This is a genomic window from Massilia sp. FBCC-B171 (genome assembly GCF_059134155.1).
Genome location: NZ_CP101443.1, coordinates 4,466,683 through 4,479,742, shown reverse-complemented (window position 1 = coordinate 4,479,742; position 13,060 = coordinate 4,466,683). Strand labels below are relative to the sequence as shown.

Here is a 13,060-nt window from a genome sequence, read left to right as displayed (position 1 = left end):
CATGCAAACCAATCTGGCCGATTTCATCAAGGGCACCCCGGACGGCGACGAGGCCGAAGCGATCCTGCGCGCCTGCGTGCACTGCGGCTTCTGCACCGCCACTTGCCCGACCTATCAACTGCTGGGCGACGAGCTCGATGGCCCGCGCGGGCGCATCTACCTGATCAAGCAGGTGCTCGAAGGCGCCGAGCCGACCCGCAAGACCCAGCTGCACCTGGACCGCTGCCTCACCTGCCGAAACTGCGAATCGACCTGTCCGTCGGGCGTGAAGTACGGCCGCCTGGTCGACATCGGGCGCCGCGTGGTGGACGAGCGCGTGCCGCGCCCCGCCGGGGACCGCATCAAGCGGACGATGCTCAAGGAATTCCTGCCGAGGACCAGCCTGTTCAAGCCGGCGTTCAAAACCGGCACCGCGCTGCGCCCGCTGCTGTCGAAAGAGCTGCAGGACAAGCTGCAGCGCGCGCGCCCGGCCGGCCACTGGCCGACCCGGTCGCACGCGCGCAAGATGCTGGTGCTGGACGGCTGCGTGCAGCCGGCGATGGCGCCGAACATCAATGCGGCCAGCGCACGCGTGTTCGACGCGCTCGGCGTGCAGCTGGTGCTGGCGCCGAAAGCCGGCTGCTGCGGCGCCGTGCGCTATCACCTGAACGACCAGGCGGGCGGGCTGGACGACATGCGCCGCAACATCGACGCCTGGTGGCCGTATGTGGAACAGGTCGAGGCGATCGTGATGACGGCCTCGGGCTGCGGCGTGACGGTCAAGGAATACGGCCACCTGCTGGCCCACGACCCGGCCTATGCGGCGAAAGCGGGGCGCATTTCGATGCTCACGCGCGACCTGTCGGAGATCCTGCCCGAGTTCGAGGAGCAGCTGGGCGTTGCGATGCGCGGCAAGATCACGGAGCGCGTCGCCTTCCATCCGCCGTGCACCCTGCAGCACGGCCAGCAAATCCGCGGCAAGGTCGAAGGCGTATTGCGCGCAGCGGGCGTGGACGTCGTGCTGTGCGCCGACAGCCACCTGTGCTGCGGCTCGGCCGGCACCTATTCGGTGCTGCAGCCGCAGATCGCGCACGAACTGCGCGACCGCAAGCTGGCCAACCTGGAGGCGACGGGGGCGAAACAGATCGTCTCGGCGAATATCGGGTGCATGACGCATTTGCAGTCGGGGACGGAGACGCCGGTGACGCATTGGATCGAGTTGATTGATCGGGCATTGCGGGATTAGAGGGCGCTCGGGTGGGGTGACGACGCGTCTCGCCCACCCGTGATAGCATTTCGTCCCACCCAATCCACCCGCACACTTAATGAGTTCAGTCTTCCGCCTCGTGCGCGACGAAGGAGGCCCTGAGCCGGTCGTCGTCTTCGAGGACTCCACCACCCCCGGCTTCGTCCCGCTGTGGGAAGAAGTCGGCGTCTACGATGCGCTCTACAACAGCGACGGCCGCCAGGGCCGCGATGTCTCGCGCGCGCTTGCCTATGGCCTCGACCGCGTGGCGAGCGAACCTGGCCTGAACCGCCTGGTGCCGGCGTCGGCCCTGATGGCCGAGGCCATCCGCTTCCTGGAAAACGTCAACCGCGGCTGCGTCGTCCACGCATCGGCCGAGATCCAGACGCGCTGATCCTCTTCAAACTACCCATGACACGCCCCACCATCACCTTGAGCGGCGAGTCGATTGACCGCGCCCGCATCGAACAACTGCTGAAGGACGGCGCCATGCTCGTCTTCGACGACTGCGACCTGTCCGGCGCCGACCTCTCGCGCCTGGACCTGCAGGAGAGCAGCTTTCTCAATTGCGCCCTGGGCGAGACCTCGTTCTATGCCGCCAACCTGTCGCGCACGCGCTGGCAGCGCTGCCGCGCCGGCCACGCCGACTTCGAGTCGGCCGACCTGGTCGACGCCCGCTTCGAGTCCTCCGACCTGAACAACACCAGCTGGCGCCGCGCCAAGCTCGCTTCCTGCCTGTACCGCAGCTGCAAACTCACCGGCGCAGCCTTCGAGCAGGTGAGCTACCTCGGCCTGGCCTTCGAAGACTCGCTGCTGATCGGCGCCGACCTGCGCCGCATGTCGTTTCGCAAGCTGACCCTGGTGGGCCTGGATTTCGCCGATGCCGATTTGTCGGGCTGCGATTTCCGCGATGCCGTCTTCGAAGGCGGCAGCCTGCGCGAAGCCCACATCAAGGACACGCGCTTCGAAGGCGCCGACCTGCGCGAGGCCGACCTCGGCGGCGTCAAGCTCGTCAACGCCAGGCTGTTCGCGGGCGCGACCATCTCGCCGCGCCAGGCCGCCGAGATCGTGCGGGCGATGGGGGTGAACGTGGCGTAGGCCGCTGCCGCGCAAGCGTGAAGCGTTGCCTTACTTGTAAGCAAATGCCACGAATGTAAGGGATTGTTAAGTTCGTCAACAGCTTGGGGACGGTCGGCGTTGAAGGCTTAGTGACATGCAAGACGTGCACTGCCAGACAACCACCGAGAACCAAACGAGGAGCTACACCATGAAGAAAATCACCGCTGCCCTGATCGCCGGCCTGTTCGCTACCGCTGCCTTCGCACAAACCACCACCACGTCGGCAACGTCTGCAACGCCTGCCGTCTCGGCAACCCCAGCCGCGCAAGCGAGCGTGGATGCCAAGACGCCGAAAGCCGCGTTCGTGGATAACAAGGACCTGAAGGCCAGCACCCAGACCGATGGCAAGCTGGTCAAGAAGGTCAGCAAGGCCGACGCCAAGGCGGCTGCGAAAGCGGACAAGGAAGCCAAGGACGCTGCCAAGGCCGAAGTGAAAGCCGACGCCGCGGCGGAAACGAAAGTGCCAGTCAAGTCGTCGGTCAAGCCGCCAGCCGAAGCCCACACCGGCACCCACGGCGCCACCGTCTCGGCAACTGCCCAGACCAAGTAAGCCCGGCCATGCCGAACAAGCCCGCCTCGTGCGGGCTTTTTGTTTTTCAGTGCGCCAGCAGCTGCTCGATATCCGCGGCGATCGCCTCGGGCTTGGTTTGCGGCGCGTAGCGCTTGAGCACGTGGCCATCGGGCCCGACCAGGAATTTGGTGAAGTTCCACTTGATGCGCTGCGTGCCGAGCAGGCCCGGCGCTTCGCTTTTCAGGTGCCGGAACAGCGGGTGCGCATTCGCGCCGTTGACGTCGACTTTCGAAAACAGAGGGAAGCTCACCCCGTAGTTCTTTTCGCAGAAGGCGCCGATCTCTACTTCGCTGCCGGACTCCTGCTGGCCGAACTGGTTGCAGGGAAAGCCCAGCACTTCGACGCCGCGCTCGTGGAACTGGCGGTACACCGCTTCGAGCCCCTTGTACTGGGGCGTGAAGCCGCAGGCACTGGCGGTGTTGACGATCAGGAGCACCTTGCCGCGGTAGCGCGCCAGGTCGGTGGGGGCGCCGTCGAGCGCCGTGGCTTGGAAGTCGAAAACGTTCATGCAGCGATGATACCAAGACAACTGGTATCACCCCGCACGCGCGTCAAACGAGGCCGAGGTGCTCGGTCCCGCTCGAGAAATCGCGGTCCTTCGTGTTCTTGCCGTTCAACTTGATGTTCAGGCGCAGGTCGTTCACCGAGTCGGCATTGCGCAGCGCATCTTCGTAGCTGATCTTGTCCGCCTCGTACAGGTCGAACAGGGCCTGGTCGAAGGTTTGCATGCCCAGCTCGCGCGACTTCTTCATGATCTCCTTGATCTCGTGGACCTCTCCCTTGAAGACGAGGTCCGAGATCAGCGGCGAGTTGAGCATGATTTCCATCGCCACGACGCGGCCCTTGTCTTCCTTCTTCGGGATCAGGCGCTGCGAGACCAGGCCGCGCAGGTTCAGCGACAAATCCATCAGCAACTGCTGGCGCCGCTCTTCGGGGAAGAAGTTGATGATGCGGTCGAGCGCCTGGTTGGCGCTGTTCGCGTGCAGCGTGGCCAGGCACAGGTGGCCGGTCTCGGCGAATGCGATTGCATGCTCCATCGTCTCGCGGTCGCGAATCTCGCCGATCTGGATCACGTCCGGCGCCTGGCGCAGCGAGTTCTTCAAAGCTGCTTCGAAACTGTCGGTGTCGACACCCACTTCGCGCTGGGTGATGACGCAGTTGCGGTGCGGGTGGACGAATTCGACCGGGTCTTCGATCGTGATGATGTGGCCGTAGCTGTTCTCGTTGCGGTAGCCGACCATGGCGGCGAGCGTCGTCGATTTGCCCGAGCCGGTCGCGCCGACCATGATCACCAGGCCGCGCTTGGCCATGACCACGTCTTTCAGCACGGAGGGCAGGGCCAGGTCTTCGAATTTCGGGATCTGCGTCGTGATCGTGCGCAGCACCATGCCCACGCTGCTCATCTGCACGAAGGCCGAGACACGGAAGCGCCCAAGATCGCCCGGGCTGATCGCGAAATTCGCTTCCTTGGTCAGCTCGAAGCCGGCGGTCTGCTTGTCGTTCATGATCGAACGCGCCAGGTCCGAGGTGTGCGTGGCGGTCAGGGGTTGGTTCGACACCGGCGTCATCTTGCCGTCGATCTTGATCGCCGGCGGGAAGCCCGCGGTAATGAACAAGTCCGAGCCGCCCTTGCTGACCATGAGGCGCAGCAGGTCGAACATGAATTTTGAAGCCTGGTCGCGTTCCATGGCTTAACCCGGGAAGTTTTCAGGAATTTTAGCGGCGGACCTGGCGGCGGCGGCCGAGATGACATTGCGCCGCACGAGGTCCGTCAGGTTCTGGTCCAGCGTCTGCATGCCGACATTGCTGCCGGTCTGGATCGACGAATACATCTGGGCGATCTTCGCTTCGCGGATCAGGTTGCGGATTGCCGGGGTGCCGAGCATGATCTCGTGCGCGGCCACGCGGCCGGAACCGTCCTTGGTTTTCAGGAGGGTCTGCGAGATGACGGCCTGCAGCGACTCGGACAGCATCGCGCGCACCATCTCTTTTTCTTCGGCGGGGAACACGTCGACGATACGGTCGATGGTTTTTGCCGCCGACGAGGTGTGCAGGGTGCCGAACACCAGGTGGCCGGTTTCGGCCGCCGACAAAGCGAGACGGATGGTCTCGAGGTCGCGCAGCTCGCCGACCAGGATGGCGTCCGGGTCTTCGCGCAGCGCCGAGCGCAGCGAATTACTGAAGGAGAGGGTGTGCGGGCCCACTTCGCGCTGGTTGATCAGGCATTTTTTCGACTCGTGCACGAATTCGATCGGGTCCTCGATCGTCAGGATGTGGCCGTATTCGGTTTCGTTCAGGTGGTTGACCATCGCCGCCAGGGTCGTCGACTTGCCCGAGCCGGTCGGGCCCGTGACCAGCACCAGGCCGCGCGGACGCAGCGCCAGTTCGGCGAAGATTTTGGGGGCGTTGAGTTCTTCGAGCGAGAGGATTTTCGACGGGATGGTGCGCAGCACGGCGGCCGCACCCCGTTCCTGGTTGAACGCGTTGACGCGGAAACGGGCGAGACCGGGAATGGCGAACGAGAAGTCGATTTCGAGCATCTCTTCGAACTGCTTGCGCTGGCCGTCGTTCATGATGTCATAGATCATGGCGTGGACGTCCTTGTGCTCCAGCGGCGGCAGGTTGATGCGGCGCACGTCGCCGTGCACGCGGATCATCGGCGGCAGGCCGGCTGACAGGTGCAGGTCGGAAGCCTTGTTCTTCACCGAGAAGGCGAGTAATTCGGAGATGTCCATTTATAATCCCTTAGCGGTGAAGGGCGCTTCCTCGCGCCACCTCGAATATTTCCCATAGAAAACGATTATGTCCACAATCGCCGCCAACTTGCAAGCTGTCGAAGCGACAATCGCCGCCGCCGCACAGGCCGCCGGCAGGCCCCGTTCGGGCGTCCAGCTGCTTGCCGTATCGAAGACCTTCCCGATGGAGGATGTACTGGAAGCCATCGCCGCCGGGCAGCGCGCCTTTGGCGAAAACTATCTGCAGGAAGGCGTCGAAAAGATCGCCGCCGTGGCGCGCGCGCAACCGGCGCAGCTGGAAACCCCCGTCGAATGGCATTTCATCGGTCCGATCCAGAGCAACAAGACGCGGCCGATCGCCACCAGTTTTCATTGGGTCCACACCGTCGAGCGCCTCAAGATCGCCCAGCGCCTGTCCGAACAGCGTCCGCCCGAGCTGGGGCCGCTGAACGTCTGCTTGCAGGTGAATATCAGCGGCGAGGCGACCAAGAGCGGCGCCACGCCCGCCGAACTGCCTGAGCTGGCGCGCGCCGTCGCGGCGCTGCCGAACCTGGCATTGCGCGGGCTGATGGCGATCCCCGAAGCGCAATCCGACCCGGCCTTGCAGCGTGCCGCCTTTGCCAAACTGCGCGCGTTGGCCGACGCGCTGCGTGCGAGTGGCTTGAAGATCGACACGCTGTCGATGGGCATGTCGGGCGACATGGAAGCGGCCATTCTGGAAGGCGCGACCATCGTGCGCGTCGGCAGCGCCATTTTCGGTGCACGGAATTACGACTAAGGGACATACATGAAGATCGCATTTATCGGCGGCGGGAATATGGCAACGGCGCTGATCGCCGGGCTGGTCAAGGATGGTTCAGGCACGCAGGTGCACGTCGTCGACCGCAATCCGGACGCCCTGGCGCGCCTGGCCGCCGACTACGGCGCCACGACTGCCGGCGCCATCGACGCTGCGGTGGCCGGCGCCGACGTCATCGTGCTGGCCGTGAAGCCGCAGCAGATGCGCGAAGTCGCAGGTGAGCTGGCGCCGCATTTGAAGGGCGGGCCGCTGGTGCTGTCGATCGCGGCGGGCATCCGCGGCGTCGACCTGGCGCGCTGGCTGGGCGGGCACCAGGCGATCGTGCGCGCGATGCCGAACACGCCGGCCCTGATCGGCATGGGCGTGACCGGGCTGGTGGCTTTGCAAGGCGTGAGCGAAGCGCAGCGCGCCGCTGCCGACAGCGTGCTGCGCGCGGTCGGGCAGACCGTGTGGCTGGATGATGAAGCGCTGATCGATCCGGTGACGGCGGTGTCGGGCAGCGGCCCGGCCTATGTCTTCTATTTTCTGGAAGCGATGCAGGCGGCGGCGATCGAGATGGGTCTCAGCGCGGAGCAGGGCAAGCAGCTGGCACTGGCCACGTTTGCCGGCGCCACCGAGCTGGCGGCGCAGTCAAGCGAATCCCTGGAGGTGTTGCGTCAGCGCGTGACCTCGAAGGGCGGCACGACACATGCTGCGATTACCAGCATGGAAGCGTCACAGGTAAAGGAATCGATCGTCGCGGCGATGAAGGCGGCCGCTGCACGTGGCCGCGAGCTTGGCGACGAGTTAGGAAAGGATGAGTAGCCAGGGTGGACGAGGGACCCGTCCACCCTGCGATCATCTTCCTAGCCGCTCCCTGACCATCGGCAGCATCCGCTGCACCGTCGGCAGCATCCTCTGCACCATCGGCAGCGCGCGCTGCGCAAGCTGCCACAGCGAGGTACCGGCGGCGGCAACGGCGAGCACCGGCTTGGGCCGCGCAATCATCACGCCCAGCACCACGCCGGCGCCGGCCAGCAGGGACTTGCGGTGCGTACGCATGAAGCCCGCCGCGCCGCTGATCCGTTCCACCGGCGCCTTCAACAGATTGAGTTCATCGGCCAGGTCGCCGCGCTGGCGCGCGCATTCGGCTACCAGGTGGGCACGGCGTACCGCCAAAGGCGTCGTTTCACTGTTCATGCTGCGCTCCCGTGCCCTGGATGAAGGCGATGTCCTTGCCCAGTTCCGCGCGCGTGGCGGCCAGCATCGGGCCGCGTGCCGTAAAGCCGGCACGTACCTTCGCCAGGATCAGCAGCGCTGCCAGCGCGAACACGCCGGCCATGGCGCCAATGGCGAGCAGCCGGTGTTCGTCCCAGAACAGCACGATCACGAACAGGGCAACCAGCAGGAACGCAAAGGCGCCGAGGAAGGCCGCCAGCAGCGTCCAGGCCGCATAGCCCAGCACTGCTTGCGCTTCCTCGCGCGCCTCGACGGCAGCCAGCTCCAGGCGCGTGCGCACCATGGCGACCAGGGTCGAGCCGATGCGGCCGACCGTCTCGGTGAGCACCATCAGCGACGATTGATCAGCATGCCCAGCACGACGCCGACGGCGGCGCCGATGCCCACTGCCTTCCACGGATTGTCCTTGACATAGGTATCCGTGGCCTTGGCGGCGGCTTTCGACTTTTCGACCACTTCCAGGTTGGCCAGGCCTTCCTTGGCGCTGGTGATGGCGCCTTCGAACTTGGCTTTTGCGTTTTTCAGCTCTTCGCCGGTCAGCGAGCTGCCGTGGCGCAGCCAGGCTTCGGCGTCCTGGATGACGGTTTTCAGGTCGGCCATCAGTTGATCGCGGGCGCCGGTCTGGGTCGGGATTTTTTCCATCATGGGGTGGTCCTCTTCATGTGAGTGTGGGTCGCGGCCACGCGGCCGCAACAGGTCGTGCATTTCGGACAATATTATCCTAATGCATAGTCTAACGCGACACCGCAGAATAGTGCCGCACCCAACCAATTGTTGTGGCGAAACGCCGCAAAGCAGCGCATCCGGTCCCGGTCGCGGATCAGGGTGTAGTGGTAGAGCGCGATGCCCGCCGCGACGACGACGCCGCCAACGAACCACCAGCGCAGGCCCAGCAGCCAGCCGCAGACCAGGTCGATTGCGAGGGCGACGCCATAGCACAGCATGACGGCGGCAACGTCGAAACGGCCAAAGGTGATGGCCGAGGTGCGGATGCCGATCTTGATATCGTCGTCGCGGTCGACCATCGCGTATTCGGTGTCGTAGGCCACGGCCCAGAAGACATTCGCCGCCAGCAGCCACCAGGCGACGGCCGGCACCGTGTCCTGCACGGCGGCAAAAGCCATCGGAATGCCGAAGCCGAAGGCGATGCCGAGATAGGCCTGGGGAATGGCGAAGAAGCGCTTGAAGTAGGGATAGGTGCCGGCGACGATGACGGCCAGCACCGACAGCTGCTTGGTGAGCGTGTTCAGCGGCAAGATCAGCAGGAAGGAAACGAGCGCCAGCACGACCGCGACCATGACTGCTTCCCAGCTCCTGATGCGCCCGGAGGTGAGCGGCCGGTCGACCGTGCGCTTGACGTGCTTGTCGAAATCGCGGTCGGCGTAGTCGTTGATCGCGCAGCCGGCCGAGCGCATCAGGGCGGTGCCGAGCACGAAGATCACCACAATCATCGGATCGGGTTTGCCGCCGGAGGCCATCCACAGCGCCCACAGGGTGGGCCAGAGCAGGAGGAGAATGCCGATCGGCTTGTCAGCGCGGACCAGCCGGAAGTAGAGCGCCAGCTTGTTCATGAGTCGCTTCTTGTCGCGCAAGAATTATTGTGTACAAGACAGCGATTTTACCGGATGTAGGGTGGGCGGGTTCCCCGCCCACGCGTTCAGTGTAGCCAGCGCAGTGGCACACATCGCAGTAACGTAGCGCCCGTTGAACGCGTGGGCGGGAGACCCGCCCACCCTACGTCCCTCCAGATGCGTCAGGCGTGAGAGGCGCCCATCAAAAAATCAGGCCGCCTTGTCCAGCGCCAGCATATCCACCCCCGGCAAATCGCACTGCGCCACCGCATTGCACACCGCCTCGATCGCCGCGCGTCGCGTAAAACTCTTGCGCCAGACGATCACCACGCGGCGCGACGGGGCCGGCGCCGCGAAGGGGACGAAGGCGAGCAGCCCGTGCGGATCTTCCATGTCGCGCACCGAGGCGCGCGGCAGCACGGTCAGGCCGATGCCGCTGGCGACCATGTGGCGGATCGTTTCCAGCGACGAGCCTTCGAAGGTACGCTGCATGCCATTGCCCGGCGACGAGAAGCGCGCCATTTCCGGGCAGACTTCCAGCACCTGGTCGCGGAAGCAGTGGCCGCTGCCCAGCAGCAGCATGGTTTCCGCTTTTAAATCGTCGGCCGGGATTTCACGCCGTTTCGACCAGGGATGGGTGCGCGGCGTGGCGACCACAAAGGGTTCGTCGTACAGCGTCTGCATCATCATGCCGTGGTCGGGCAGGGGCAGGGCCATGATGGCGGCGTCGAGTTCTCCCTGGCGCAGCAGTTCCAGCAATTTGACGGTGAAATTTTCCTGAAGAATGAGCGGCATTTGCGGCACGTTGTCGATCAGGTTTTTCACCAAGGGCGGCAGCAGGTAGGGGCCGATCGTGTAGATGACGCCCAAACGCAAAGGACCCGCCAGCGGATCCTTGTTTTGCTTGGCCAGCTCCTTGATCGCGGCCGTCTGCTCGAGCACGCGTTCGGCCTGGGCCACGATCTGGGCCCCGACCGGCGTCACCGAGACTTCCGAGCCGCCGCGTTCGAACAAGGTCACGCCGAGCTCGTCTTCGAGCTTCTTGATGGCGACCGAGAGGGTAGGTTGCGCAACAAAACACGATTCGGCGGCGTGGCCAAAATGTTTGGCACGCGCGACGGCGACGATGTATTTCAGCTCGGTGAGTGTCATAGGAAGATGGTCAGTTAAATTGCAACGGTGCAATAATAATCCTGCCATGCTCGGCGTGGTCAGCCGAGAAATAGTATTTTAACCAGAATCTTAGTCGATATAATTGCCTCGCGGGCGATATCGACAGTGAATAATCGCCTGCCCGATTAGAAAGGCTTGCATGTCTACACCCTTTGGCCCGGCCGAAGCCCTCGCCTACATCCAGAAACTGCTCACCGTGATGCACCAGCAGGGCGGATCGGATCTCTTCATTTCCGCCGACTTCCCGCCCAGCATGAAGCACCAGGGCGCGATGAAACCGATGAGCCAGCAGCGCCTGACGGGCGAAGTCACGCGCGCGCTCGCGCTGTCCCTGATGAACGACCGCCAGCGCGCCGAGTTCGAAGCGCAGATGGAGTGCAACTTCGCCATTTCCTTGCCGAACGTTTGCCGTTTCCGCGTAAACGTTTTCGTGCAGCAGCAAAGCGTCAGCATGGTGGTGCGCACGATCGCCTCGGAAATTCCGAACTTCGAAAAGCTCGAGCTGCCCGAAGTACTGAAGGACGTGGTCATGACCAAGCGCGGCCTGGTGCTGGTCGTTGGCGGCACGGGGTCCGGTAAATCGACCACGCTGGCGGCGATGATCGACTACCGCAACAGCAATTCGGCCGGCCACATCATCACGGTGGAAGACCCGGTCGAATACGTCCACAAGAACAAGAATTGCCTGGTGACGCACCGCGAAGTCGGCGTCGACACCCATTCCTGGCACAACGCCCTGAAGAACACGCTGCGCCAGGCGCCGGACGTGATCCTGATCGGCGAAATTCGCGACACCGAGACGATGGAGCACGCGATCGCCTTTGCCGAGACCGGCCACCTGTGCCTGGGCACGCTGCACGCGAACAACGCCAACCAGACCATGGACCGGATCATCAACTTCTTCCCGGAAGAGCGCCGCAACCAGTTATTGATGGATTTGTCGGCCAACCTGCGCGCCATCGTCTCGCAGCGCCTGGTGCGCACCGAGGATGGCAAGGGCCGCAAGGCCGCGATCGAAATCCTGCTGAACACCCCGACCATCAGCGAGATGATCCTGAAGGGGAATTTCCACAGCATCAAGGAGATCATGCACAAGTCGCGCGAACTGGGCATGTGCACCTTCGACCAGGCGCTGTACGAGCTCTACAACAATGGGCATATCAGCTACGACGAAGCGATCCGCAATGCCGACTCGGCCAACGGCCTGCGCCTGCAGATCAAGCTGTCGGGCGAACGGCGCGAGCTCGACGAAGGCCGCGCCACCAACACGTCGGAGCTGTCGATGATGCTCGAAGAAGAGCCGCAGGATCCCGCCAACCCAACTTGAACCACCATGCCGAATTTCGAAAATAAAATCTGCTCGCGCGCCGAGCTCAAGGCGCGCGTCGCCGCTCTTCCGAAACCCGTGGTGCTGACCAACGGCGTGTTCGACATCCTGCACCGCGGCCACGTGACCTACCTGGCCCAGGCGCGCGAGCTGGGCGCTTCGCTGGTGGTTGCCGCGAATACCGATGCCTCGGTCAAGCGACTGGGGAAGGGCGATGACCGGCCCCTGAACACGCTGAACGACCGCATGGCCGTGCTGGCGGCGCTGGAATCGGTCAGCCTGGTCGTGGAATTCGACGAAGACACTGCGCTGGAAACGGTGCTCGAGGCGCGTCCGGAAATCTATGCCAAGGGCGGCGACTACGAGATGAGCGCCATTCCGGAAGGGCAGGCGGTCATCGCTTACGGCGGCCAGGCGATTGCGATCGATTTCGAGCATGACCGCTCGACGACCAAGCTGTTGACCAAGGTGCGGGCAGGGTGATTGTGAAATTGTAGTCGCCGTGTCGATTTTGGATGCCGTCGATCGTCGTCAGGATGGGACAGCCCATTCATTCGACCTGGAGATACCGTGAACAAACAAATCATCATCAACCTGCCCGTCCAGGACCTGGACAAATCGAAGGCCTTTTTCTCCGCGCTCGGCTACCGGCTCGATCCGCAAGTGAGCAACGAGCACGCGGCCATGCTGATCATTGCGCAGGACAGCATCCACGTCATGCTCACGACCGAGCCCTTCTTCCAGTCGCTGATCGACAAGCCGCTCATGCCGGCCAGGCAAGCCAACGAACTGGTCCTGTGCCTTAGCTGCGAGAGCCGCGAGGAGCTCGAAAGCCTGATCGCCAGGGCGGCCGCCGCCGGCGCCCGCATTCCCCATCCGCTCGAGGACCACGGGTTCATGGTGGACCAGGGTTTCGAAGACCTGGATGGCCACCTGTGGAACCTGGTGTGGACGGCGCCGACAGCCTGAGGCGATCGATCATGACAAAATTTCTCATTTCATTTCCGGCCAGTGCCATGGAGGTTCCGGCCGAGGACATGCCAGCCGTGAGCGACGCTTCGCGCGCGGTGATTCGGGAGGCAAAAGCGGCCGGCGTCTATGTGTTTGGCGGCGGAATCAACGCCGGCATCGCGCCGGTCATGGTTGCCGCGGACGGAAGTATCCGAACGGAGACCTACCGCCAGACGAGAGAGTTTGACGGGGGCTTTTGCGTCCTCGAACTGCCGTCCAGGGAAGCTGCCGTTCACTGGGCGGCGAAGTTGGCTGCGGCATGCCGCTGTGCACAGGAACTGCGCGAGTTCTACTACGACGGCGAAAGCTGA

18 protein-coding genes are annotated in these 13,060 nt (G+C 63.9%); 10 read left to right on the top strand and 8 right to left on the bottom strand.

Features of this window, described 5'->3' with window-relative positions:
- The first annotated feature begins 1 nt into the window (after position 1).
- The 4 genes from glcF to NMB41_RS20295 all read left to right on the top strand — a co-directional run bounded on the left by glcF (position 2) and on the right by NMB41_RS20295 (position 2,894).
- Positions 2 to 1,225, top strand: coding sequence for a glycolate oxidase subunit GlcF (gene glcF, locus NMB41_RS20310; protein ID WP_494379605.1), 1,224 nt, complete (start codon positions 2 to 4; stop codon positions 1,223 to 1,225).
- A 79-nt stretch (positions 1,226 to 1,304) separates the two neighbouring features.
- Positions 1,305 to 1,619 (top strand): hypothetical protein, encoded by a 315-nt coding sequence (locus tag NMB41_RS20305; RefSeq protein WP_494379604.1) that lies wholly within the window; start codon positions 1,305 to 1,307, stop codon positions 1,617 to 1,619.
- Between the two features lie 17 nt (positions 1,620 to 1,636).
- A complete protein-coding gene (locus NMB41_RS20300) occupies positions 1,637 to 2,323 on the top strand; it encodes a pentapeptide repeat-containing protein (protein WP_494379603.1) in 687 nt (228 codons plus the stop codon).
- Between the two features lie 169 nt (positions 2,324 to 2,492).
- On the top strand, positions 2,493 to 2,894 hold the full coding sequence (locus NMB41_RS20295) for a hypothetical protein (RefSeq protein WP_494379602.1): 402 nt from the start codon (positions 2,493 to 2,495) through the stop codon (positions 2,892 to 2,894).
- A gap of 46 nt (positions 2,895 to 2,940) precedes the next feature.
- Here NMB41_RS20295 and NMB41_RS20290 read toward each other — a convergent pair whose 3' ends face one another.
- From NMB41_RS20290 to NMB41_RS20280, 3 genes are read right to left on the bottom strand one after another with little or no spacing between them, the layout of a single operon-like run.
- Positions 2,941 to 3,423: a glutathione peroxidase gene (locus NMB41_RS20290; RefSeq protein WP_494379601.1), complete on the bottom strand. Its 483-nt coding sequence runs from the start codon at positions 3,421 to 3,423 to the stop codon at positions 2,941 to 2,943.
- Between the two features lie 43 nt (positions 3,424 to 3,466).
- Positions 3,467 to 4,603 carry a PilT/PilU family type 4a pilus ATPase gene (locus tag NMB41_RS20285; protein WP_494379600.1) on the bottom strand — a complete coding sequence of 379 codons (1,137 nt, stop codon included), beginning with the start codon at positions 4,601 to 4,603 and terminating at the stop codon, positions 3,467 to 3,469.
- 3 nt (positions 4,604 to 4,606) lie between these two features.
- On the bottom strand, positions 4,607 to 5,650 hold the full coding sequence (locus NMB41_RS20280) for a type IV pilus twitching motility protein PilT (protein WP_494379599.1): 1,044 nt from the start codon (positions 5,648 to 5,650) through the stop codon (positions 4,607 to 4,609).
- A 67-nt stretch (positions 5,651 to 5,717) separates the two neighbouring features.
- Between NMB41_RS20280 and NMB41_RS20275 the strand changes: the two genes are divergently transcribed.
- Positions 5,718 to 6,428 (top strand): YggS family pyridoxal phosphate-dependent enzyme, encoded by a 711-nt coding sequence (locus NMB41_RS20275; protein ID WP_494379598.1) that lies wholly within the window; start codon positions 5,718 to 5,720, stop codon positions 6,426 to 6,428.
- 9 nt (positions 6,429 to 6,437) lie between these two features.
- Positions 6,438 to 7,253, top strand: a complete 816-nt coding sequence (proC, locus tag NMB41_RS20270) for a pyrroline-5-carboxylate reductase (protein ID WP_494379597.1) — start codon at positions 6,438 to 6,440, stop codon at positions 7,251 to 7,253.
- Positions 7,254 to 7,286: 33 nt separating this feature from the next.
- Here proC and NMB41_RS20265 read toward each other — a convergent pair whose 3' ends face one another.
- From NMB41_RS20265 to NMB41_RS20245, 5 genes are all read right to left on the bottom strand, one after another.
- Positions 7,287 to 7,628, bottom strand: coding sequence for a YqjK family protein (locus NMB41_RS20265; RefSeq protein WP_494379596.1), 342 nt, complete (start codon positions 7,626 to 7,628; stop codon positions 7,287 to 7,289).
- Entirely contained in the window at positions 7,618 to 7,998 is a 381-nt protein-coding gene (locus tag NMB41_RS20260; protein ID WP_494379595.1) for a phage holin family protein, read from the bottom strand. Before NMB41_RS20260 ends, NMB41_RS20265 begins: the two co-directional genes overlap by 11 nt.
- Positions 7,998 to 8,312 (bottom strand): ElaB/YgaM/YqjD family protein, encoded by a 315-nt coding sequence (locus tag NMB41_RS20255; protein ID WP_494379594.1) that lies wholly within the window; start codon positions 8,310 to 8,312, stop codon positions 7,998 to 8,000. Before NMB41_RS20255 ends, NMB41_RS20260 begins: the two co-directional genes overlap by 1 nt.
- 71 nt (positions 8,313 to 8,383) lie before the next feature.
- Positions 8,384 to 9,238 carry a 4-hydroxybenzoate octaprenyltransferase gene (gene ubiA, locus NMB41_RS20250; RefSeq protein WP_494379593.1) on the bottom strand — a complete coding sequence of 285 codons (855 nt, stop codon included), beginning with the start codon at positions 9,236 to 9,238 and terminating at the stop codon, positions 8,384 to 8,386.
- 210 nt (positions 9,239 to 9,448) lie between these two features.
- Complete coding sequence (locus tag NMB41_RS20245; protein WP_494379592.1) at positions 9,449 to 10,390, bottom strand: hydrogen peroxide-inducible genes activator; 942 nt, start codon at positions 10,388 to 10,390, stop codon at positions 9,449 to 9,451.
- A 160-nt stretch (positions 10,391 to 10,550) separates the two neighbouring features.
- Between NMB41_RS20245 and NMB41_RS20240 the strand changes: the two genes are divergently transcribed.
- The 4 genes from NMB41_RS20240 (at position 10,551) to NMB41_RS20225 (ending at position 13,060) form a co-directional block, all read left to right on the top strand.
- Positions 10,551 to 11,738: a PilT/PilU family type 4a pilus ATPase gene (locus tag NMB41_RS20240; protein WP_494379591.1), complete on the top strand. Its 1,188-nt coding sequence runs from the start codon at positions 10,551 to 10,553 to the stop codon at positions 11,736 to 11,738.
- 6 nt (positions 11,739 to 11,744) lie between these two features.
- On the top strand, positions 11,745 to 12,221 hold the full coding sequence (locus NMB41_RS20235) for an adenylyltransferase/cytidyltransferase family protein (protein WP_494379590.1): 477 nt from the start codon (positions 11,745 to 11,747) through the stop codon (positions 12,219 to 12,221).
- An 87-nt stretch (positions 12,222 to 12,308) separates the two neighbouring features.
- Positions 12,309 to 12,707 (top strand): VOC family protein, encoded by a 399-nt coding sequence (locus NMB41_RS20230; protein ID WP_494379589.1) that lies wholly within the window; start codon positions 12,309 to 12,311, stop codon positions 12,705 to 12,707.
- Positions 12,708 to 12,718: 11 nt separating this feature from the next.
- Positions 12,719 to 13,060, top strand: coding sequence for a YciI family protein (locus NMB41_RS20225; protein ID WP_494379588.1), 342 nt, complete (start codon positions 12,719 to 12,721; stop codon positions 13,058 to 13,060).

Coding starts and splice junctions, on each gene's coding strand:
- NMB41_RS20285 (WP_494379600.1), bottom strand. CDS start 4,603: ATGGAACGCGACCAGGCTTCAAAATTCATGTTCGACCTGCTGCGCCTC.
- NMB41_RS20275 (WP_494379598.1), top strand. CDS start 5,718: ATGTCCACAATCGCCGCCAACTTGCAAGCTGTCGAAGCGACAATCGCC.
- proC (WP_494379597.1), top strand. CDS start 6,438: ATGAAGATCGCATTTATCGGCGGCGGGAATATGGCAACGGCGCTGATC.
- NMB41_RS20295 (WP_494379602.1), top strand. CDS start 2,493: ATGAAGAAAATCACCGCTGCCCTGATCGCCGGCCTGTTCGCTACCGCT.
- NMB41_RS20245 (WP_494379592.1), bottom strand. CDS start 10,390: ATGACACTCACCGAGCTGAAATACATCGTCGCCGTCGCGCGTGCCAAA.
- NMB41_RS20305 (WP_494379604.1), top strand. CDS start 1,305: ATGAGTTCAGTCTTCCGCCTCGTGCGCGACGAAGGAGGCCCTGAGCCG.
- NMB41_RS20265 (WP_494379596.1), bottom strand. CDS start 7,628: ATGAACAGTGAAACGACGCCTTTGGCGGTACGCCGTGCCCACCTGGTA.
- NMB41_RS20225 (WP_494379588.1), top strand. CDS start 12,719: ATGACAAAATTTCTCATTTCATTTCCGGCCAGTGCCATGGAGGTTCCG.
- NMB41_RS20300 (WP_494379603.1), top strand. CDS start 1,637: ATGACACGCCCCACCATCACCTTGAGCGGCGAGTCGATTGACCGCGCC.
- NMB41_RS20255 (WP_494379594.1), bottom strand. CDS start 8,312: ATGATGGAAAAAATCCCGACCCAGACCGGCGCCCGCGATCAACTGATG.
- ubiA (WP_494379593.1), bottom strand. CDS start 9,238: ATGAACAAGCTGGCGCTCTACTTCCGGCTGGTCCGCGCTGACAAGCCG.
- NMB41_RS20260 (WP_494379595.1), bottom strand. CDS start 7,998: ATGGTGCTCACCGAGACGGTCGGCCGCATCGGCTCGACCCTGGTCGCC.
- NMB41_RS20280 (WP_494379599.1), bottom strand. CDS start 5,650: ATGGACATCTCCGAATTACTCGCCTTCTCGGTGAAGAACAAGGCTTCC.
- NMB41_RS20240 (WP_494379591.1), top strand. CDS start 10,551: ATGTCTACACCCTTTGGCCCGGCCGAAGCCCTCGCCTACATCCAGAAA.
- NMB41_RS20235 (WP_494379590.1), top strand. CDS start 11,745: ATGCCGAATTTCGAAAATAAAATCTGCTCGCGCGCCGAGCTCAAGGCG.
- NMB41_RS20290 (WP_494379601.1), bottom strand. CDS start 3,423: ATGAACGTTTTCGACTTCCAAGCCACGGCGCTCGACGGCGCCCCCACC.
- glcF (WP_494379605.1), top strand. CDS start 2: ATGCAAACCAATCTGGCCGATTTCATCAAGGGCACCCCGGACGGCGAC.